We start from the raw sequence: 19,470 nt of genomic DNA, 5'->3' as shown, positions 1-19,470 counted from the left end.
TCTCCTTAATGGCCCGTGCGCCGCCGATAGGCGATGTCGAGATAGACCGCCAAGACCAGCACAAAGCCCACAACGATCGATTGCAAGGGTGCGTCAACGCCCACCATGGCCATGCCTGATTGCAGACTTTGCATGATCAGCGCGCCCAGCAAGGCACCATAGATCGTGCCCACACCGCCCGCCAAAGCCGTGCCGCCGATCACGGCCGCCGCAATCACCCGCAATTCGTCCAGGGTGCCCAGATCATTGCCGACCGAGCCGAGACGGGCGGAGGCGATGACCGCCGCAATGGCCGTCAGCGCACCCATCAGGGCGAAAACCTTTACGGTCAGAAGGCGCGTATCAATGCCCGACAGCTCTGCCGCTTCCGGGTTGCCACCTGTGGCAAAGATATAGCGGCCAAAACGCGTGCGCCGGGCGATAATGGTCATGATGATGGCGATCACAAACACAATCACCACAGGGATGGCGATGCCATGCATTACCGCATATTGCGGGATGTCTTCGCCGCGCGCTTCATAAATGCGCTTCACCGCACCCTTCGGTACCGGATAGGAATTCATTACAGCCACAAAGCCCATGATCAATGCCACAGCAATCGCACCAAGCGTATATTCCGCCCAGATCGGCTTGAGTTTGAAACCGTGGCTTTTCTTCTGCCGACGGCTCATCACCATCATCACCACCGCGGCGATGGAGGCCACAATGCCCAACAGCCAACTCAGATCTGCCCCGAGCGTGCCTTCGGCACCGCCACCCAACAGGCGGAACGTTGAATCCAACGGCGCAACGGTCTGGCCGGTGGTCACCCACCAGGCCGCGCCGCGATACATCAAAAGGCCGCCGAGCGTCACAATAAAGGAGGGCACAGCCAGATAGCCGATCACCCAGCCCTGTGCGGCGCCGATCAAAATGCCTGCGCCCACGCCGATCACAATGGTGATGACCCAGATCAGCGGATGTTCGAGCCCCAGATATTGCGGCAGAATATGCACTTGCAGCGCCCCCATGATCATGCCCAAAAGCCCCAGCATGGACCCCACAGACAGATCAATATGTCGCGTGACAATCACAAACACCATGCCCGTGGCCATCACCGCCACGGAAGCGGTTTGCACAGACAGGTTGAAAATATTGCGTGGCGTGATGAAACGGCCATCAGTGATAAAATTAAAGGAAAGCCAAAGGATGACGAGGGCACCGATCATGCCCAGCATTCGTGTATCCAGCTCCAGTCCGGCAACGAACTTTTTGAGCGTCTCTTTCATGGTGAAGTCTACCTCTACGCGCAAACGGGCCGCTCGTGGCTATCTTAGTCCAATTGTCGGCAAACCGCGAGTAATGAAGAAATGCCTCCGCTAATCAAAGGGAGGCATTTCCCGGTTTGGTTACTGACAAACAGCTACGTTTTCGCCATCAACGCCAACGCAAAGTGCCTCTTTGGAAATCCAGCCGGCATCCAGTACAACGTCAAGATTGTCTTTGGTGATCGGCACAGGCTCAAGGAACTTGGCATGGATTTCGGTGCCCGCTGGTGAGGTCCACAGCTCGGCCCCTTCGATCTCGTCCATAGACGCGCCACCGGCCAGTTGCACGGCGATATTGCCAGCTTCCTTGCCCAGATCGCGCGCATCTTTCCACACGGAGACAGTCTGTGTGCCCAAAGCCACACGGTTCAGCGCCGCATGGTCACCATCCTGACCGGACACAGGAATGCCTTCCATGCCCTGTGCGGTCAGCGCGGCGACAACGCCACCGGCGGTGCCGTCATTTGAGGCCACAACAGCGTCCACATTGTTGTCATTGGCGGTCAGGATCTGCTCCATATTGCGCTGCGCATTGGCAGGCACCCAGCCATCTGTATAGGCTTCGTCAACAATCGTGATGTCGCCCGCATCAATCGCGTCCTGCAACACTTCTTGCTGACCACCACGCAAAAAGTCTGCGTTGGGATCGGTGGGCGAGCCTTTGATCATGACGTAGTTGCCTTCAGGCTGCGCTTCCAGAATGGCCCGGGCCTGCATGCGGCCAACTTCAACATTGTCAAAGGTCAGATAGAATGTGCGGCTATCTTCGATCAACCGGTCATAGGCGATGACAGGAATGCCTTCATCGGTGGCGGCGTCTACCGCTGGGCCAACCGCTGAAGCATCTTGCGCCAGAATGATCAACACATTGGCACCGCGCGCGATCAGGCTTTCAATGTCAGAAAGCTGCTTGGAAGATGAGGCCTGCGCATCGGCAGAAATATAGTCTGCACCCACAGCCTCAAGCGCTGATTTGATCGCGGCTTCGTCCGTTTTCCAACGCTCTTCTTGAAAGTTTGACCAGCTTACGCCCACCACGAGGTCTGCGGCCAAAGCATTTGATGCGACGCCCATGCTCAACACAGCGGCAGTCGCCAACATAAATTTCTTCATTCGATTTTCCTCCCGAAACTAGGCCGGCATTCCCTTGCCTTGTGCAAAATGAGGGGTTGCCAACCAACATAATATGGGTAACAATTTTAAATTCGAACGTCAAATTAAATAAAGGAAAATCGTTAAATAACTGAAATATATGAATTAATAATTCTGTTTTAAGAAGTGCCAATTGCAAATTTCTCGGTTTTGCGTATAGATCGTGGAAAAAAGGGGAGGGATTGCCATGTTGGGCGAGCAAAGAAATCTGGGTCGACGGACATTATTGTCGCAAATTCGCAAAGTCGGCCCCCTGCCCCGCATTGAGCTTTCCGAGCAAACCGGCATCAGCCGCGCCACGGTCACCACCATCACCGCCGAGCTTTTAGAGCGGGGTTTGATCGAAGAGATCCCGGTGGAACCCAAAGGGAAAGATTTGAAACGCGGCCGTCCCAAAGTGGACCTTAAAATCTGCGGCGCAGCCTTTAATGTGGCGGGCATCAAGCTGGCCAACCGCTCGATTTCCATCGTGATCTGCGACTTTGAAGGGGAAACCTTATCGGAATATTGGTCTGCTCTCGACCGCACCACCTATGCCCCAGAAGATCTGTTGGCGATGCTGATGGCGGAATTGGAACAGGCCACGGCGAGAGCTGACATGTCGCTCAACGACATATCAGCCTTCGGGCTTGGTCTCGCCGGTATGGTGGATGTGGTGGAAGGGGTCGTGCGTTGGTCACCCTCGATCACCGAGCGCAATTTCAAGCTGCGCGATGTGCTGAGCCAGCGTTTAGGCAAACCGGTTTTCATTGACAATGATGCCAATCTGGTGGCCAAGGCCGAGCAATATATCGGCATGGGCAAAAATGTCAGCGATTTTCTGGTCGTCACCATCGAAAATGGCGTGGGCATGGGTATCGTGCTCAACAATGAGCTTTATCGCGGCACCCGCGGCTGCGGCGCGGAATTTGGCCATACCAAGGTGCATCTGGACGGGGCACTTTGCCGTTGTGGTCAGCGCGGCTGTCTTGAGGCCTATGTGGCCGACTATGCTTTGCTGCGCGAAATGGCGGTGGGCACCCAATTGACCGGTAACAGGGACACCACCGCAGATATGGCCGCGTTGATCGAAGCGGCCCGCGCGGGCGACAAAACTGCCAATAGCGTTCTGGACCGCGCGGCACGTATGTTCGCCATTGGGCTGGCCAATCTGGTCAATATTTTTGATCCCAAACTGATCATTCTGTCTGGCGAGCGCATGCAGCTCGACTTTCTGTTTGCAGATGAGGTGTTGGAGAGCATTCGCGATATTGTGGTGCAAGTCGACGCCGCGCCGCCGGAAATTGTGGTGCACAAATGGGGAGATTTAATGTGGGCCACCGGTGCGGCGGTTTATGCCATCGAGGGCTTGGGCGAACTCACCCTGCAGGAGTTGGCCGGCCATGTGGCATAGAACCACCGCCAATTCGGTCGCGCTGTTGCTCACCGTTGCCACCAGCATGGCGGCCCCGCAATTCACGCCGCGCGCCACCCATATTGACCACCAATATCTGGGTGGTTGGGAGCATTTTGTCGGCGGTGGCGTCGCCGCTTTTGACTGCAATAATGACCAATTGCCCGAACTTTATTTCGCTGGCGGCACGGCGCCCGCAACGCTTTTGCGCAATGCGACAGGTGAACGGGGCGCTGACATTGATTTTGAGAAAATGGCGGCGGAAGAGATTGAGCTCACCAGGGTCATCGGCGCTTATCCCCTCAATATCAATAATGACGCCCATACTGATCTGGTTATTTTGCGAGTGGGCGAAAATATGCTGTTTGAGGGCCAGGGCGATTGCCGCTTTGCCCGCAGTGATTTGCTGGACGGGCTGGAAGTTGACCATTGGACCACGGCGTTTTCCGCCATCTGGGAAGCAAATCAAGAGCTGCCCACCCTTGCCTTTGGCAATTATGTGGACCGCAAGGATCCCGAAGGCCCCTTTGGCACCTGTGAACCCAATATTGTGCTGCGCCCCGAGGGCAATCGATATAATGAAGCAACCGAGCTGACGCCGGGCTACTGCGCCCTCTCGATCCTGTTCAGTGACTGGTCGGGGCAAGGGCAGCAGGATTTGCGGGTCAGCAACGATCGTCATTATTATCTTAATGATGGGCAGGAACAGCTTTGGCAATTCACGGCCGAGAGGCCGCATTTGGTGACCGCCGGAGAAGGCTGGCAAAAGCATCAGATCTGGGGCATGGGCATTGCCAGCCGCGACATCAATTTTGACGGGGTGCCGGAAGTTTACCTCACCTCCATGGGCGATCAGAAATTGCATAGCCTCGCCCAAAATGCTGAAGGGCCCACCTTCACCGATGCGGCATATGAAAAAGGCATCACGGCGCACCGCCCCTATCTGGGGGACGAAGGGCGTCCCTCCACCGGCTGGCACGCCCAATTTGGCGATGTGCAAAATGACGGGCTGGACGATATTTTTGTCGCCAAGGGCAATGTGGATCAAATGATCGGTGTGGCCATGCGGGACCCCAACAATCTTTTGGTGCAGCAGCCCGACGGGCGCTTTGTGGAACAGGGCGATGTGGCGGGCATTGCCAGTCTCGATCGCTCGCGTGGCGGTGCGCTCATTGATCTCAATCTGGATGGAAAGCTCGATCTGGTGGTCAATAACCGCCGCGCCGAAGCAGAGATTTATCAAAACACCACAGCCGATCCGGGCAATTGGCTGGCGATCAAGCTGGAGCAACTCGCCCCCAACCGCGACGCCATTGGTGCCTGGATCAAGGTGCGCACACCAGAGCGCACCTATAGCCGCGAGATCACTGTTGGCGGCGGTCATGCCGGCGGTCAATTGGCCCCGGCCCATTTCGGGTTGGGCGATCAGGCGAAAGTGGAGATGCAGGTGATCTGGCCGGATCAAACCAAATCCGACTGGCAGACGCTCGAGACAAATCAAGCCTATCAAGTTGCCCGCGATGGCGCAGCGCTGGTGATTTCGGCATATTGAGAGCATCCCTTCTAATGCTGCTTGGACCACCGGATCAAGTCCGGTGGTGACGGCGTGAAGGCCGCCAATGGCAGGGCATCAACACATCCCCTAAGCGTCATTACCGGGCTTGACCCGGTAATCCATGCAGCGGTGACGTTTAGGCAAAGCGGCGGTGACAGACTCTACTGATCCACCGGCAAGCCGCTGGGCACATCCGTCGGCGTGCCCAATCGCCCATCAAGCCCTTGTTGATCGGTCAGCGTTTCAAGAAAGGCCACCAGCGCTTCAATCTCACTCTCGCTCAATTCAAATGGCGCGAGGTCGTTGGCCTCGATGATCGCCACACGTTCGACGGGATTGTCCATCACCTGCCAGTCATCGTCATGGGGCATTTCGGGCAGTGCCACGTCCCGTTCATAGTTTTCGAAATATTTGACCGGGTCCGTATGGTGCCGGATCACATCTTTCAATTTAGTATAGGCACCCGAATGGCCATAGGGCGCTGTCGCGGTGACATTGCGCAGGCTGGGGGTGCGGAAGCGATAAAAATCTTCTGCCTTGCCGGTCACATGTGCCCGGCCCACATCGCGGGCATGGGTCTCAAACCGGGCGGCCTTGCCCGGGCCAAGTTGCGGCATGGCGATGGCGTGAAACCGATGATCGGTCTGAAACAGGCCGCTATGGCAACTGGCGCAATCGGCGCGGCCATAAAATAAGTCCATGCCCTTTTCGGCCTGTTCCGGCAAGGGTTTGCCTTCAAAGACATATTGGTCAAACGGGCTATTGTCCGCCCGCCATTCAAAGGCGATAAAGGCGCCAATGGCGTTGGCGATTTTCACAAAGGAGATCTCATCCTTGGGTACACCCAGCGCTTCAAACAGCGCCACATATTCATCAATATCGCGCACCCGTTGGGCGATAATGTCCCAAGCGCCGCCTTCCCCGGTCAAAAGCCCCATGCGGACGGCGCGCGACACATCATTTTCCTGATAATGCCCAGCCATTTCGTCTGGCGACAGCACGGGGAACATGGCCTGCGCCGCCAACACATTGTCAAAGCCCATCACCATTTCGTCTGCCAATGGGGTACGAATACCGGACTGGCGGCTTTCATCTTTCTCCAGCCGGCCATCGTGGAACATAGTGACAAATTGTGCGGCGCCCAAATTGAACAGGGCGGGCGAATTGCGCGGCACCCGCTCTTCCGGCAGATTGTCCGGGTCCAGCTTGCGATCCGGACCTAAGCCAATCCCCCCGTCACCAATGCCCAGCGGCAAACCGTCCGAGGTGGCGAATTTCGAATGATGGCAACTGGCGCAGGAAACGGTTTTATTGCCGCTCAACACCGGGTCATAAAACAAAAAACGCCCCAATTTCACCTTGTTCATATTGACGGCCGGAAAGGTGGCGCGCTCAAAATCAGGCAGGTCTATATTTTGCGCATAGGTGACGAGAGTGCCGGCCAACAGCATGCCTATGCCGAGCTTAAACCGCATGTGCCCTCCTCTTACCTGCAAATTGTCGGGGCAAAATATTGGGGCCGGGGCGATTGGCCCCAGCCCCGGAATTCAGCAAAGCGAGAAAAAGAGGAAGATTGAGAACTTTGCCAAATTTCAACATTTAGGGAACCTATAAAATGGATTGGCCCGTGGATTTCCAATCCGCAACAAAAGCATCAAGCCCTTTATCCGTCAGCGGATGCTTTGCCAGTTTTTCCAGCGTAGCAGCCGGAATGGTGGCCACATCGGCCCCCGCAATCGCGGCATCACTGACATGGTTCGGTGTGCGGATGGACGCGGCCAGGATTTCGGTGCCAAAACCATAGTTATCAAACACGCGACGAATATCTCGGATCAGGTGCATGCCATCCAGATTGATATCGTCCAACCGGCCGATAAAGGGGCTCACATAGGTGGCTCCGGCTTTGGCGGCCAGCAGCGCCTGATTGGTGGAAAAGCAAAGGGTCAAATTGGTTTTCACGCCCATTGCGGTAAGTTGCCGACAGCTTTTCAACCCGTCCAGCGTGGTGGGCAATTTGATCACGACATTGGGCGCGATCTCTTTGAGAACTTCAGCTTCCTTCATCATGGTGTCATGATCAAGCGCCGCCACTTCCGCCGAGACCGGGCTGTCGATCAGATCGCAGATTTCCTTGATCACGTCCAGAAAATTGCGGCCTGATTTGGCGATCAGGCTGGGGTTGGTCGTCACCCCGTCAAGAAAGCCATAATCGGCCCACTTTTTGATCTCGCTGACTTCCGCCGTATCAATAAAAAACTTCATTATCTAGTACTCTTTCCCCGGTGCGCCTAAACGAACCGGTTGACGTAATTTTCCAGGATTTCCTGACGACCGGAGCGTGGCTCAGGATTGATATTGTCACTCTCCACTTTGGCGGCGACCTCGTCCAGCGAGCTGTTGAGCAGTTCCTTGCCGAACGCGCTGTCCCACCCGGCATATCGCTCTTTCAGCGCGTCTTCCAACCCGCCATCGTCCAGCATTGCCGCCGCCGCCTTCAGGCCACGGGCACAAATATCCATGCCGCCAATATGAGCGGCCACCAGGTCTTGCGGATCAAGTGATTGACGCCGCAATCGCGCATCAAAGTTGGTGCCGCCCTGGTCAAAGCCGCCATTTTTCAAAATATAATAATAGACCAACGCCACTTCCGGCACATTGTTGGGGAACTGGTCGGTGTCCCAGCCGGACTGATAATCATTGCGGTTCATATCGATGGAACCAAACACGCCCAGCGCGATCGCGGTGGCAATCTCATGCTCAAAGGAATGGCCCGCCAAGATCGCATGGCCCTGCTCCAGATTGAGCTTCACCTCATTTTCCAGCCCATATTTTTGCAAGAAGCTGAAGCAGGTGGCAGCGTCATAATCATATTGGTGCTTGGTGGGCTCCTGCGGTTTGGGCTCCACCAGAATCTGGCCCTTAAAGCCAATCTTGTGCTTGTAGTCCACCACCATATTGAGGAAGCGGCCCATCTGGTCCTGCTCCTTCTTGAGGTCGGTGTTCAACAGGGTTTCATAGCCCTCGCGACCGCCCCACAACACATAGTTTTCACCGCCCAGCTTCAGCGTGGCGTCCATGCAGCTTTTGACTGTCGCGGCGGCAAACGCAAACACTTCAGGGTCCGGGTTGGTGGCCGCACCGGCCATATAACGGCGGTTGGAGAACAGGTTCGCCGTGCCCCACAAAAGCTTGGTGCCTTGGCTTTGCATTTTTTCAGCAAAATAATCCGTAATTTCAGCTAGATTACGGGTATTTTCACTAAAATTATCGCCTTCCGGCCGCACATCCACATCGTGGAAACAGAAATAGGGTGCGCCCAAAATATCGAACATCTCAAATGCCACGTCGGCCTTCAATTTGGCCAGCTCCATCGTGTCGCCAAACCAGGGGCGCTGAAACGTCTGCCCGCCAAACGGGTCCCCGCCCGGCCAGGCGAACGAGTGCCAATAGGCAATGGAAAACCGCAAATGGTCTTCCATGCGTTTGCCCATCACAACCTCATCAGGATTGTAGTGATGGAAGGCCATGGGGTTGGTGCTGTCGGCCCCCTCATATTTGACCTTGCTGATGTCCTTGAAAAAATTGCTGCTCATTGTACCGCTCTAACTGCTGGATAAATCTGGATGAATTTCTCATAGGCTGCGTTGTAGTCAGCCAGTAATTTTTGATTGGGGCGCACGGTGTGGGCGATGCCGGGCGGGGTCATCACCTCTTCCGGATCGCGCCCGGTCACGCCGCAAATGGCCAGCCGGGCCGCGCCCAGCGCCGCGCCGAAATCGCCTTTTTCCGGCACATCAATGGGCATATTGAAGGCCGTGGCCATCATTTGCACCCAATAGTCAGACTGCGCCCCGCCGCCAATCGCCAGCAGCCGGTCCACCTCGGCACCGGTGGCGTGCAATGCCTCAAGGCACTGGCGCAAGGCAAATGTCACGCCCTGCATCACCGCTTTGGTCAGCTCCGCGCGGCCATGGGCGATATCAAGGCCGACAAAGCTGCCGCGCACATGGCTGTCATTGATCGGGGTGCGTTCGCCCGACAGATAGGGCAAGAAATGGACTGGTGTCGGCGCTTTCAGCTTTTCGCCCAGCTCGTTGGCGAGCTGGGCTGGGGCCACGCCCGCAATCTTGGAATACCAGTTCAAGCTGTCGGTCGCCGCCAGGGTCACGCCCATCTGATACCAGCGATCGGGCACCGCATGGCAAAAGGTGTGCACCGCGGTTTCAGGCTGCGGGGCAAATTCATCGCGTCCCACCAGAATCACACCGGAGGTGCCGAGCGAGACAAAGCCCTGCCCCGCCTTCAAAACGCCCGCGCCACAAGCTGCAGCGGCATTGTCGGCGCCACCGCCTACCACCATCACCTCGTGCTCAATGCCCCATCGGCTGCGCAATTCATCGCGCAAGCTGCCCGCCGGCTCGGAGCCTTCCACCAGATCAGGCATGTCCAGATTGTCGATCTGGCCCGCTTCCAGCAAGCGTTGCGACCAGCGCCGCGTGCCCGTGTTCAGCCAGCTTGACCCGGCCGCATCAGAAATCTCGGCGCGCAACAGGCCGGTCAGGTGCAACCGCAAATAATCTTTGGGCAGCACCACATGAGCGGTTTTGGCAAAAATCTTGGGTTCATAGGACTTCACCCAGAGCAATTTTGGCGCGGTGAAGCCGGGAAACACAATATTGCCGGACAGCTCGCGCACATTTTTGATCTGGTCCAGCGTCGCCGCTTCTGCATGACTTCTGGTGTCGTTCCACAAAATGCAGGGCCGCAGCACCTTCAGCTTTTTGTCTAACAACACCGCGCCATGCATATGGCCGGAAATGCCAATGCCTTTGAGATTGGCCATTGCGTCAGGCGCTGTGCGGTGCAATTCGCTCAGCACTTTATCGCACGCATCAATCCATAAATGCGGCTCCTGCTCACTCCAGCCCGCATGGGGATGGTCGGTGCCAAAGGCGACAGCCGCCGAGCCTTTTATAGCGCCCTGTTCGTCTATCAACAGGCCGCGCAGGCCCGAGGTGCCCAAATCTAGTCCCAGATACATAGTCCTCTCCTCGCCGCCAACCTAGATTATATTTAATTCGGATGTCAAATTAAAAAAAGTCGGACAGGCGTAGCGAGGCATTAAAAATGCGCGAATTGTTCGAGAAAAGACCGCTTAGCCTTGGGCCGCTAAAATTAGGTCACTGGCCTTTTCCGCAATCATAATCACGGGCGAGGCGGTGTTGCCGGAGGTGATTTTGGGCATGATCGAGGCGTCGACCACGCGTAAATTCTGTACCCCGTGCACCCGCAACTGATCATCCACCACCGCCTCTGCATCCTGGCCCATTTTGCAGGTGCCCACGGGGTGAAAGATCGTTGTTGCGATATCCCCGATCTTCTCTAGCAGCTCCGCATCGCTGTCCACTTGCAGTCCCGGCAGAATTTCAGTGGGCTGGTATTTTTGCAGCGCAGACGCGGTCATAATATCGCGGGCTTGCCGCACCGCTTTCAGCGCCACCTGCCGGTCCGCATCAGCGGAGAGATAGTTAAGCTGAATATGCGGTTGGGTCTTTGTGTCGGTGCTGTTGATGTGGCTCGCCCCTACGCTTTGTGGCCGCAAATTGCACACAGACATGGTGATGGCCGGGAAATCATGTAGCGGATCGCCTAGCTTGTCGGTAGAGAGCGGTTGCACATGATATTCCAGATCAGGCGTGTCGAGATGCGGCGCGGATTTGGTGAACATGCCAAACTGGCTCGGCGCCATAGACAAGGGCCCGGATTGCTTGAGCCCATATTCCAGCCCCATTTTCAGCTTGCCCCAAAAACTGTTGGCCAGCTTGTTGAGGGTTTTAGCCCCCTCCACCCGATAGACCGTGCGAATTTGCAAATGATCCTGCAAATTCTCGCCCACGCCCTTGTTGGCGTGTACCATTTCAATGTCAAAATCGCGCAACAGATCGGGATTGCCAACGCCGGACAATTCCAGCAATTTCGGCGAGTTGATCGCGCCCGCGGCCACAATCACCTCGCGGCCCGCCTGTGCCCGTAGGGATTGGCCGCGATGATCATATTCCACACCGACGGCCTTTTGCCCCTCAAAGATCACTCGGTGCGTGTGCGCCTTGGTCAGCACAGTGAGATTGGGCCGCTTTTGCGCCGGCTTCAAGAATGCTTTGGCCGTGTTCCACCGCACACCATCTTTCTGGTTCACATCAAAAAAGCCGGACCCTTCATTGGAGCCATCATTAAAATCTTTGCGAGGCATTATGCCTTTTTCCGCCGCCGCGTCCTGCACCGCGTCCAAAATTTCCCATTTTAGCCGCTGGCGCGTCACTTTCCACTCGCCGCCGGTGCCATGTAAGGGTGCCTCAGGATCGTGATAATCCTCAGATTTTTGGAAATAGGGCAGCACATCTTCCCAGCCCCAACCCTTATTGCCCAATTGTCGCCAATGATCATAATCGGCAGCCTGACCACGCATATAGATCATCCCATTGATGGAGGTGCAGCCGCCCAACAGCTTGCCGCGGGGATAAACCAGACGGCGCCCGTTCAGGCCGGGTTCGCTCGCGGTTTTCATCATCCAGTCGGTGCGCGGATTGCCAATACAATAAAGATAGCCTACCGGAATATGCACCCAATGATAGTTATCGTGCCCTCCAGCTTCCAACAGCAGCACCTGCGTATTGGGATTGGCCGACAGCCGGTTGGCCAACACGCAGCCAGCTGTACCGCCTCCCACAATCACAAAATCAAATTGCCCATCCCAATTGATCGCCTCGTCCATATGCAAGCCTCCCGACACTTACCTTAACCTGCAGGTCTGGTCTGGCAACACTTATCCGTCCTGAGCAGCATCGACAGACGTAAGCTTTGCCCCGACCCGTCGTTTCCAGCCCTCATCTCTTCACCGACGAGCAAGAACGCATTCTGCGCAATTTGGCTCGTCAAAAACTATGTTTCACTCTACCATTTGGCCATGCTGGAAATATTTTTGAAAACATTGCCCTTTTTTGCGCTGATCGGCCTAGGATATGGCGCTGGGCGCACGGGCTTTTTTTCGAAAGAGGCCATCGCCTATCTCACCAAATTCGTCTTTTACTTCGCCCTATCGGCCATGTTGTTTCGTTTTGCGGCGCGGCTGTCGCTGGGTGAGGTGTTTGATTGGACCTTTGTCGGCGCCTATGTGCTGGGCACCTTTTTTGTCTATGCCGTGGCCGCCCTGGCGGCGTGGCGCCGGGGGCTGAATTTGGCCGAAATGGCCTTTGAAGCCCACGCGTCCATCGTGGGCAATGTGGGGTTTTTGGGCGTGCCCATGCTGGTGTTGCTGTTGGGGGAAGCCGCAATTGGCCCCATCATTCTGGTGCTGGCCATGGACCTGACGGTGTTTGGCACACTGGTGGTGGTCTTGGTCTCTTCCACAAAGGACCGCTCCACCCCCCTCGCTGCGGCGAAGTCGGCTTTTTCGGGCCTGATCCGCAACCCGATGATTGTTGCCATCACCCTGGGGCTATGCTGGTCAGGATTTAATATTCCCATGTGGCAACCCCTCGATGATTTTGTCACCATTCTTGGCGCCGCCGCCACCCCGGGCGCCCTCGTCGCGATTGGCGCTTCACTTTCCACCATCAAAGCGCGTGGGCTTGTGCCCGCTTTCTGGCTTGGGGGACTCAAGCTGTTTTTGCATCCGCTGGCGGTGGCCGTTGCCGCCCTTTGGGTGTTCGGCGTTGAGCCTTTTGCCGCCAGCGTCATGATCGCCTGCGCCGCCCTGCCTGTGGCGGGCAATGTTTATATTTTGGCGCAACATTATGAGGTGGCGCCGCAAAAAATCTCCGCATCCATTTTGATCTCCACAATCGCGTCAGTGGCGACCGTTTCGATTGTGATTGCATTGCTCAAGCCAATTTCCGGCTAGGGGTTAGCCCACAATGTTGAACGCCGGCCCATAGGGGTAACCAGTGATATTTTCATTGCCGGTCTCGGTGATCACCAGAATATCATGTTCCCGATAGCCACCGGCACCCGGTTGGCCTTCGGGGATGGTCAGCATCGGCTCCATTGAAATCACCATGCCTGGCTCCAAAACGGTATTGATGTCCTCGCGCAACTCAAGCCCGGCTTCGCGGCCATAATAATGGCTCAGCACGCCGAAGGAATGGCCATAACCAAAGGTGCGGTATTGCAGCAAATCGCGGTCTTGGAAAAACGCGTTGATCTTTTCCGTGATCCCGGCACAGCTCATCCCCGGTTTGAGCAGGGATATGCCATATTCATGGGCGGCCACATTGGCTTCCCAAATCTTCAGCGACGCTTCATCCACATGCTGCACAAACAAGGTGCGTTCAAGCGCGGTGTAATAACCTGAGATCATCGGGAAGGTGTTAAGGCTGAGAATATCGCCCACCTCAAGCTTGCGACCGGTGACCGGATTGTGGGCCCCATCGGTATTGATGCCTGATTGGAACCAGACCCAGCTGTCCCTATATTCTGCATCCGGAAAGCGTTTGGCGATTTCCAGCTCCATCGCATCGCGGCCCGCCATGGCCACATCGATCTCGCGCGCGCCGACTTTGATGGCGTCCTTGATGGCATAGCCACCAACGTCAGCCACTTGCGCGCCTTGCCGGATCAGCTCGATTTCGGCCGGAGATTTGTGCATGCGCTGGCGCATGGTTGCCGGCGCAACATCGACAGTGCTTAACGGAGTCAAAAACGCATCGAGCACGGCTTTTTGTGAGAGTGAGAGATGATCCCCTTCTAGACCAATTGTGCGACCTTCACCGGTGACAGAGCGCACAGCCCGCCAATAATTGTTGCGGTGCCAGTCTGTGTAGGTGATGTTGTCCCCATGGGACCGACGCCACGGTTGCGCCGCATCAATACCGGCGCTGATGGTGACGCTTTCAGTTGGCGTAACAACAAGGCCATAGGGGCGGCCAAAGGCACAATAAAGAAAGCCGGAATAATAAGCGATATTATGCATTGAGGTGAACAGGCAAGCATCCACCCCCAAAGCTTCCATGATCTGACGTAGCCCGGCAAGACGGTCCTCATATTCGCTGGCGGCAAAGGGCAAAACCCGTTCACCTTGGTGAAATCTGTAAAATTCGGGTCGATCCACGCTATATCTCCTTCTCGGTGCGCTTAGCCCGAGAGGGATTGGACCTCCCTTCACCGAGCAAGCGGAAAAGCAAGATCCCGGCGTTCAGGATGGTTGAAAAGAGGCCGCAACACATGCGGTGGCGACGCCATCGCCTCCCCCTTCAAATATAATGCCCGAACCTTGAGGTCCGGGCAAGATAGATTTTCAATCCGATTGGACGGCGATGTTGGGCCTAATGCACCAGCATGATGGCGATTTTGCAGGCGCGGATCATTTCCATAGTGGTGGAGCCGATAAACAGCGAACGCAGGCGCGAGCGGCTGAAAGCCCCCATCACCAGCATCTGATAGTCGCCATTGTTGGTCAGCTCAGATAGAGCTTTGTCTGCCTCACCAGCCAGCACCTGCTGGTCAACATCCAGCCCCGCGCCCTTCAGCTTGGCCGTTGCTGCATCGAGGGCGGACTGTATCTTGTCCGATGGTTTGCCCACATAAGCCAACGTTACCTCGAGCCCCTGATAGAGTGGCGAATTGGCGACCATATCGACCGCCTTGAGCGATGACGCCCCGCCATCAAAAGCCACAAGCACTTTGTTCACCGGGTTAAAGGTGCGATTGGCAACCAACACAGGCTTATGGCTGGCGCGGATCACCCGCTCCAAATTCGAGCCCAAATGGCCCGACGCCAATTTGTGCGCTTCGCCACGCTTACCCACCACGATCACATCGCCAGTCTCTTCCTTGGCGGCAACGGTTTCCACCAGATCGCCCTGACGCAGCCGGGTTTGCACCTCAATGTCGCCGTCGCCCTGAACAATGGCTTTGGCATCTTCCAAAATGGCGCGGCCATGTTCTTGCGCCAGCTTGGCCCGTTCCATATCGAGGGCGCTCAGCTTGTCGAGCAATTGGGTGCGGGCACCCAACACAATCGCGCCGCTCAAATCGTCACTATCAGCCGCATTGCGGCGGCCCATAATGTGATAGATTTTGACCTTGGACTGGGTGCGTTGCGCCATCCAGGCCGCGTAATGGCATACGCTTTCAGAATAGGCGGACCCGTCAACCAGGGCTAGAATGGTTTGGCTTTGCATTATATGTCTCCCCTAGTGGCCCAATAATTCATCAAGCGCACCCGGCTTATCATGTATGGCGAGCCGGTCAACAATGGTTTCAGAGGCCTCGTTCAGCCCCACAATGTCAACTTCCGCCCCATCACGTCGGAACTTTAGCACCGCCATGTCCAGGGCCGCCACAGACGAAATGTCCCAGATATGGGCGCGGCTCACATCAATAGTGACCTTTTCAGGCGCTTCTTTAAAGTCAAAGCTTTTCATAAAGTCTTCGCTAGAGGCAAAGAACAGCTGACCTTCCACATAATAAGTGCGGTGGCTGCCATCTTCGGTGATGTCGGTGCGCACGCGGAACAATTGCGCGATCTTCCAGGCAAAGAAAATGCCGGACAGCAACACGCCCACCAACACGCCAATGGCAAGATTGTGGGTGTAGATCACAAAGAACACGGTGGCCAACATCACAATGGAAGAGGATTTCGGGTGCTCTTTCAAATTCTTGATTGAGGACCAGGAGAAGGTGCCGATCGACACCATGATCATGATCGCCACAAGCGCGGCCATGGGGATAATGGACACGATATCGTCCAAAATCACCACCATGATCAGCAATACGGTGCCGGCGATAAAGGCAGACAACCGCCCGCGCCCGCCGGATTTCACATTGATGATCGACTGGCCGATCATGGCACAGCCCGCCATGCCGCCAATAAAACCAGTGGCGGTGTTGGCCAAGCCCTGGCCGATACATTCCTGGTTTCGGTCGGATGTGGTGTCGGTCAGATCATCGACGATCTGCTGGGTCATCAGGCTTTCCAACAGGCCCACGACGGCGACGGCCAATGAATATGGGAAAATGATCTGCAGGGTCTCAAAATTCAACGGAATGTCCGGGATCAGAAACACCGGCAGCGTATCGGGCAAAGCGCCCATATCGCCCACTGTGCGGACTTCAAGCCCCAGCACCAATGTCAAAATGGTCAGGACAATAATGGTCACCAAGGGTGACGGCACGGCTTTGGTGAGGCGTGGAAACAGATAGATGATCGCCAGCCCCAGCGCCACCAATGCATAGGTGAGCGGCGGGACTTTGCTCGGGTCCAGCTCGGGCAATTGCGCCATAAAGATCAGGATCGCCAGTGCGTTCACAAAACCGGTCATCACCGATTTGGACACAAAGCGCATCACATAGCCGAGCTTGAGAAAGCCCGCACCGATCTGCAGCAATCCGGCCAACACGGTGGCGGCAAGCAAATATTGCAAGCCATGTTCTTTCACCAAAGTGACCATCAACACCGCTGTGGCGGCAGTGGCGGCAGAGATCATGCCTGGGCGCCCGCCCACGAAAGCGATGATCACGGCGATGGAGAAGCTGGCATAAAGCCCGACTTTCGGGTCAACGCCCGCAATAATGGAAAAGGCAATAGCTTCAGGGATTAGGGCAAGGGCAACCACAATACCTGAGAGAACATCGCCACGAATGTTGCCGAACCATTGTTGGCGATAATAAGAGAAATTCATCATGATGATTTTGTACCCATAAGCTTGAAAAGCTTATTTGTGTTTGGAGTTCTTCATTTTGATTATCCAGCGGATGAGCGGCTGGAAGAGCCACCTTGGCATCCCACCAAGGTCCAAATGGTTGCGGCCCTTATATTGGATTGAGAGCAATCGTCAATCCATTCGGTCTCATATCGGTCTCAGATGACGTTTATTTTACACGCCATTTCACCTATTTTCCCCCAAACAAATTAAATCGCTTGCTATTTGCGCGAATAAGGCGCATACAGGCTTCACGTTTCACGCCATCATTGGCTATCTGATCTGCCGGTATACCGGTTTGTTTGGCTTCCCCTGATTTCTAAAAACGTTGCAAACCCTTGGGCATGTTGCCCGTGGGAAATTCGCTTGTGCGCCCAATGTGCGCCGAGCTATCTATATAAGGTATATGCCATGACAACCGGCACAGTTAAATTTTTCAACACCACCAAAGGCTTCGGCTTTATTTCACCTGAAGATGGCGGCAAAGACGCTTTCGTTCATATTTCTGCTGTAGAGCGTGCAGGCCTTTCCGGTCTCGCTGAAGGCCAGAAAGTAACTTATGAGCTTGAGAGCGGCCGTGACGGCAAGCAATCAGCTGCCGACCTTGCTTTGGTTGACTAAGACGATCTGGGCCGCGCACCGCGCGGCCCTTTCATTTTTTGAAAGGTCACGAGATGACCGATAATGCCCGCACAAGAGCTGAAAAACATTTCGCCGCGCTGCAAAAACCCCAAAATATCACGCTGACAGCCGCCGAGCAAAAGGCGAAAACCATCAGTGACAACACCGCGCGCCTCAAAGCGCTGCGTCTGGCCAAAGAGGCCGAACGAAAGCCCGTTTAGGCGCCCTCAATTTCCGCCATTTAATGTTTGAAGGTGCTCCAGATTGACAATCGTGGAGAGCATAATTCTGTCGTGGCTCCACTCACTGGGCCGTTGCAACAGCACAAGCACCAGCAACAAAGCCAAACATAGCGGCAATAAAATGCCCCAGTTTCCACCCTTAATGCTGCGGTGGGCGCTGGGCAACTCCAACGCATAAAGAATGCGATATTCCAAACTGGACTGCCCCCGGCGCGCCAAATGACGCTTCGGCTCCACAAAGGGCACGGCCAGCGCATTTGCACTGTGACGCGCCTTGCTCATAGACCGCGCAACGCTGATCAGGGTCTCGCAATAGCGACGCTTGCTGAAGCTGGGACGTTTTAAAAGGGCTGCGTCACAGATCAATTCTCGCAACACGCCGAGCCGTCTGCGAAACAGGGCGAAGGCCGGATTCCAGAACAGAAGCGGCTGCAATAAGCTCCACATATATTCCCACGCTACATCCCCATGCCGAATATGCTGCATTTCATGGGCAATGGCGATCCGCATCTGCCCTGCATGAGACAGCATGTCGATGGGGACCACCACATAAAAGCCGCGCCAGCCCAGGGTGGTGAAAGGCACATTGATCCGGTCGGACGCAACGATATGCACCCGCCCTATTCTGTGGATGGAGTAACTGTTCGACAATATGTTGGAGAGGCTGAAAATGCTGCGGCACAGTCTTAACAAGAAAAACCCGAAACCTGAGACCATCAACACGGTGAAAACCAGGGTGATGACATTGTTGGGGCGCGATATTTGCTCAACAAAAGCTCCCTTGGCACCGATTACACTTTGGAAATCGCGCGCACTCATTTGTAAGCCGCCCCCCAAATACCAAGCGACCAACCAATCCGTCAGATTGAAATTGGCGGGCAAAACATAAGCAAAAAATCGGGCGCATAACGGCCCTAAAAGGGCAATGCCCATAAAAGCAAAGATCAGATATTGTTCGGCGGTGAATGAAAATCGATAGCCCACACGCGCCAGGAAAAAACGGGTAACCACCCAAACCGCAAAAGCAGCCAACAGCGCAATATTGAGATCGATATAAAAATTCACCAAGCCATTAATCATCGTTTTTCTCTAACTTGGTGTCGAGCATATCGCGAATTTGCTCGATCATATCATCGGTGAGCATTTCATCATCAACAAGACGGGCAACAAGCGCGGTTGGCGTGTCGCCAAAAAGTGACTTTGACATATGTCGGATTGAGCGTCCCTGATAATCCGTTTTACTGATCAGCGGCGTGTAGACGAAAGCGCGATCGTCTTTCGAGCTGGAAACAAACCCTTTTTGCTCCAAAATCCGCATCACTGTGGCCCCAGATGTGTAGGCGCGATCCGTTTCCGCCTCCATATTGGCCATAATTTCCCGAACAGTCCCGCTGCCAATTGCCCAAAGTCCGTTCATAAACTCCAACTCGACGCTGGTGAGAAAATCTGGATCGTGCTTGCGGGCCATAAAACTTCTTTTTCTTTTGCTAGGGACAATACG

The 19,470-nt window shown here is 55.3% G+C and carries 17 protein-coding genes and 1 other annotated feature; of the genes, 5 read left to right on the top strand and 12 right to left on the bottom strand.

Annotated elements, in window-relative coordinates; genetic code table 11:
• Nucleotides 1-5 precede the first annotated feature (5 nt).
• Nucleotides 6-1,268, bottom strand: coding sequence for a sugar ABC transporter permease (locus L1I42_RS08300; RefSeq protein WP_236114005.1), 1,263 nt, complete (start codon nucleotides 1,266-1,268; stop codon nucleotides 6-8).
• Nucleotides 1,269-1,388: 120 nt separating this feature from the next.
• Nucleotides 1,389-2,420 carry a D-xylose ABC transporter substrate-binding protein gene (gene xylF, locus L1I42_RS08295; RefSeq protein ID WP_236114004.1) on the bottom strand — a complete coding sequence of 344 codons (1,032 nt, stop codon included), beginning with the start codon at nucleotides 2,418-2,420 and terminating at the stop codon, nucleotides 1,389-1,391.
• A gap of 226 nt (nucleotides 2,421-2,646) precedes the next feature.
• Between xylF and L1I42_RS08290 the strand changes: the two genes are divergently transcribed.
• Entirely contained in the window at nucleotides 2,647-3,852 is a 1,206-nt protein-coding gene (locus tag L1I42_RS08290) for an ROK family transcriptional regulator (RefSeq protein ID WP_236114003.1), read from the top strand.
• The gene (locus L1I42_RS08285; protein WP_236114002.1) at nucleotides 3,842-5,404 is read left to right on the top strand and encodes a CRTAC1 family protein; all 1,563 of its coding nucleotides are present in this window, start codon (nucleotides 3,842-3,844) and stop codon (nucleotides 5,402-5,404) included. Before L1I42_RS08290 ends, L1I42_RS08285 begins: the two co-directional genes overlap by 11 nt.
• 164 nt (nucleotides 5,405-5,568) lie before the next feature.
• Here L1I42_RS08285 and L1I42_RS08280 read toward each other — a convergent pair whose 3' ends face one another.
• The 5 genes from L1I42_RS08280 to L1I42_RS08260 form a co-directional block, all read right to left on the bottom strand.
• Nucleotides 5,569-6,882: a cytochrome-c peroxidase gene (locus L1I42_RS08280; RefSeq protein ID WP_236114001.1), complete on the bottom strand. Its 1,314-nt coding sequence runs from the start codon at nucleotides 6,880-6,882 to the stop codon at nucleotides 5,569-5,571.
• Nucleotides 6,883-7,015: 133 nt separating this feature from the next.
• A complete protein-coding gene (gene fsa / locus L1I42_RS08275) occupies nucleotides 7,016-7,669 on the bottom strand; it encodes a fructose-6-phosphate aldolase (protein ID WP_236114000.1) in 654 nt (217 codons plus the stop codon).
• Nucleotides 7,670-7,695: 26 nt separating this feature from the next.
• Complete coding sequence (xylA, locus tag L1I42_RS08270; RefSeq protein WP_236113999.1) at nucleotides 7,696-9,000, bottom strand: xylose isomerase; 1,305 nt, start codon at nucleotides 8,998-9,000, stop codon at nucleotides 7,696-7,698.
• Entirely contained in the window at nucleotides 8,997-10,448 is a 1,452-nt protein-coding gene (gene xylB, locus L1I42_RS08265; RefSeq protein ID WP_236113998.1) for a xylulokinase, read from the bottom strand. The genes xylA and xylB overlap by 4 nt, the downstream gene beginning before the upstream one ends.
• 114 nt (nucleotides 10,449-10,562) lie before the next feature.
• Nucleotides 10,563-12,179 (bottom strand): GMC family oxidoreductase, encoded by a 1,617-nt coding sequence (locus L1I42_RS08260; RefSeq protein WP_236113997.1) that lies wholly within the window; start codon nucleotides 12,177-12,179, stop codon nucleotides 10,563-10,565.
• 207 nt (nucleotides 12,180-12,386) lie between these two features.
• On the opposite strand from L1I42_RS08260, the gene L1I42_RS08255 reads away from it, so the two are divergent.
• Nucleotides 12,387-13,307 carry an AEC family transporter gene (locus tag L1I42_RS08255; RefSeq protein ID WP_236113996.1) on the top strand — a complete coding sequence of 307 codons (921 nt, stop codon included), beginning with the start codon at nucleotides 12,387-12,389 and terminating at the stop codon, nucleotides 13,305-13,307.
• Between the two features lie 3 nt (nucleotides 13,308-13,310).
• On the opposite strand, the gene L1I42_RS08250 is transcribed toward L1I42_RS08255, so the two are convergent.
• The 3 genes from L1I42_RS08250 to L1I42_RS08240 form a co-directional block, all read right to left on the bottom strand.
• Complete coding sequence (locus L1I42_RS08250; protein WP_236113995.1) at nucleotides 13,311-14,513, bottom strand: aminopeptidase P family protein; 1,203 nt, start codon at nucleotides 14,511-14,513, stop codon at nucleotides 13,311-13,313.
• A gap of 214 nt (nucleotides 14,514-14,727) precedes the next feature.
• Complete coding sequence (locus tag L1I42_RS08245; protein ID WP_236113994.1) at nucleotides 14,728-15,585, bottom strand: universal stress protein; 858 nt, start codon at nucleotides 15,583-15,585, stop codon at nucleotides 14,728-14,730.
• Between the two features lie 12 nt (nucleotides 15,586-15,597).
• Nucleotides 15,598-17,088, bottom strand: coding sequence for a SulP family inorganic anion transporter (locus L1I42_RS08240; protein WP_236113993.1), 1,491 nt, complete (start codon nucleotides 17,086-17,088; stop codon nucleotides 15,598-15,600).
• A 57-nt stretch (nucleotides 17,089-17,145) separates the two neighbouring features.
• Nucleotides 17,146-17,203 (bottom strand) — a sequence feature (sul1 is cis-regulatory element that is thought to sense ions involved in sulfur or methionine metabolism; They are found in Alphaproteobacteria).
• 314 nt (nucleotides 17,204-17,517) lie between these two features.
• Between L1I42_RS08240 and L1I42_RS08235 the strand changes: the two genes are divergently transcribed.
• Nucleotides 17,518-17,727: a cold-shock protein gene (locus L1I42_RS08235; RefSeq protein WP_236113992.1), complete on the top strand. Its 210-nt coding sequence runs from the start codon at nucleotides 17,518-17,520 to the stop codon at nucleotides 17,725-17,727.
• Nucleotides 17,728-17,780: 53 nt separating this feature from the next.
• Nucleotides 17,781-17,948 (top strand): hypothetical protein, encoded by a 168-nt coding sequence (locus L1I42_RS08230; protein ID WP_236113991.1) that lies wholly within the window; start codon nucleotides 17,781-17,783, stop codon nucleotides 17,946-17,948.
• 6 nt (nucleotides 17,949-17,954) lie between these two features.
• On the opposite strand, the gene L1I42_RS08225 is transcribed toward L1I42_RS08230, so the two are convergent.
• Together L1I42_RS08225 and L1I42_RS08220 are read right to left on the bottom strand one after the other, a co-directional pair.
• Nucleotides 17,955-19,049: a M56 family metallopeptidase gene (locus L1I42_RS08225; RefSeq protein WP_236113990.1), complete on the bottom strand. Its 1,095-nt coding sequence runs from the start codon at nucleotides 19,047-19,049 to the stop codon at nucleotides 17,955-17,957.
• Nucleotides 19,042-19,437 carry a BlaI/MecI/CopY family transcriptional regulator gene (locus tag L1I42_RS08220; RefSeq protein ID WP_236113989.1) on the bottom strand — a complete coding sequence of 132 codons (396 nt, stop codon included), beginning with the start codon at nucleotides 19,435-19,437 and terminating at the stop codon, nucleotides 19,042-19,044. The genes L1I42_RS08225 and L1I42_RS08220 overlap by 8 nt, the downstream gene beginning before the upstream one ends.
• Nucleotides 19,438-19,470: the final 33 nt, after the last annotated feature.

This window comes from Maritalea mediterranea (genome assembly GCF_021568695.1).
In the GTDB taxonomy this organism is placed as follows: Bacteria; Pseudomonadota; Alphaproteobacteria; order Rhizobiales; family Devosiaceae; genus Maritalea; species Maritalea mediterranea.
This window is presented reverse-complemented; position numbering and strand designations above follow the sequence as displayed.

What these genes read in the sequence shown, in the direction of transcription:
- xylF (WP_236114004.1), bottom strand. Translation starts at nt 2,420, where the DNA reads ATGAAGAAATTTATGTTGGCGACTGCCGCTGTGTTGAGCATGGGCGTC.
- L1I42_RS08230 (WP_236113991.1), top strand. Translation starts at nt 17,781, where the DNA reads ATGACCGATAATGCCCGCACAAGAGCTGAAAAACATTTCGCCGCGCTG.
- L1I42_RS08220 (WP_236113989.1), bottom strand. Translation starts at nt 19,437, where the DNA reads ATGGCCCGCAAGCACGATCCAGATTTTCTCACCAGCGTCGAGTTGGAG.
- L1I42_RS08235 (WP_236113992.1), top strand. Translation starts at nt 17,518, where the DNA reads ATGACAACCGGCACAGTTAAATTTTTCAACACCACCAAAGGCTTCGGC.
- L1I42_RS08240 (WP_236113993.1), bottom strand. Translation starts at nt 17,088, where the DNA reads ATGATGAATTTCTCTTATTATCGCCAACAATGGTTCGGCAACATTCGT.
- xylB (WP_236113998.1), bottom strand. Translation starts at nt 10,448, where the DNA reads ATGTATCTGGGACTAGATTTGGGCACCTCGGGCCTGCGCGGCCTGTTG.
- L1I42_RS08280 (WP_236114001.1), bottom strand. Translation starts at nt 6,882, where the DNA reads ATGCGGTTTAAGCTCGGCATAGGCATGCTGTTGGCCGGCACTCTCGTC.
- xylA (WP_236113999.1), bottom strand. Translation starts at nt 9,000, where the DNA reads ATGAGCAGCAATTTTTTCAAGGACATCAGCAAGGTCAAATATGAGGGG.
- L1I42_RS08290 (WP_236114003.1), top strand. Translation starts at nt 2,647, where the DNA reads ATGTTGGGCGAGCAAAGAAATCTGGGTCGACGGACATTATTGTCGCAA.
- L1I42_RS08260 (WP_236113997.1), bottom strand. Translation starts at nt 12,179, where the DNA reads ATGGACGAGGCGATCAATTGGGATGGGCAATTTGATTTTGTGATTGTG.
- L1I42_RS08300 (WP_236114005.1), bottom strand. Translation starts at nt 1,268, where the DNA reads ATGAAAGAGACGCTCAAAAAGTTCGTTGCCGGACTGGAGCTGGATACA.
- L1I42_RS08245 (WP_236113994.1), bottom strand. Translation starts at nt 15,585, where the DNA reads ATGCAAAGCCAAACCATTCTAGCCCTGGTTGACGGGTCCGCCTATTCT.
- L1I42_RS08285 (WP_236114002.1), top strand. Translation starts at nt 3,842, where the DNA reads ATGTGGCATAGAACCACCGCCAATTCGGTCGCGCTGTTGCTCACCGTT.
- fsa (WP_236114000.1), bottom strand. Translation starts at nt 7,669, where the DNA reads ATGAAGTTTTTTATTGATACGGCGGAAGTCAGCGAGATCAAAAAGTGG.
- L1I42_RS08225 (WP_236113990.1), bottom strand. Translation starts at nt 19,049, where the DNA reads ATGATTAATGGCTTGGTGAATTTTTATATCGATCTCAATATTGCGCTG.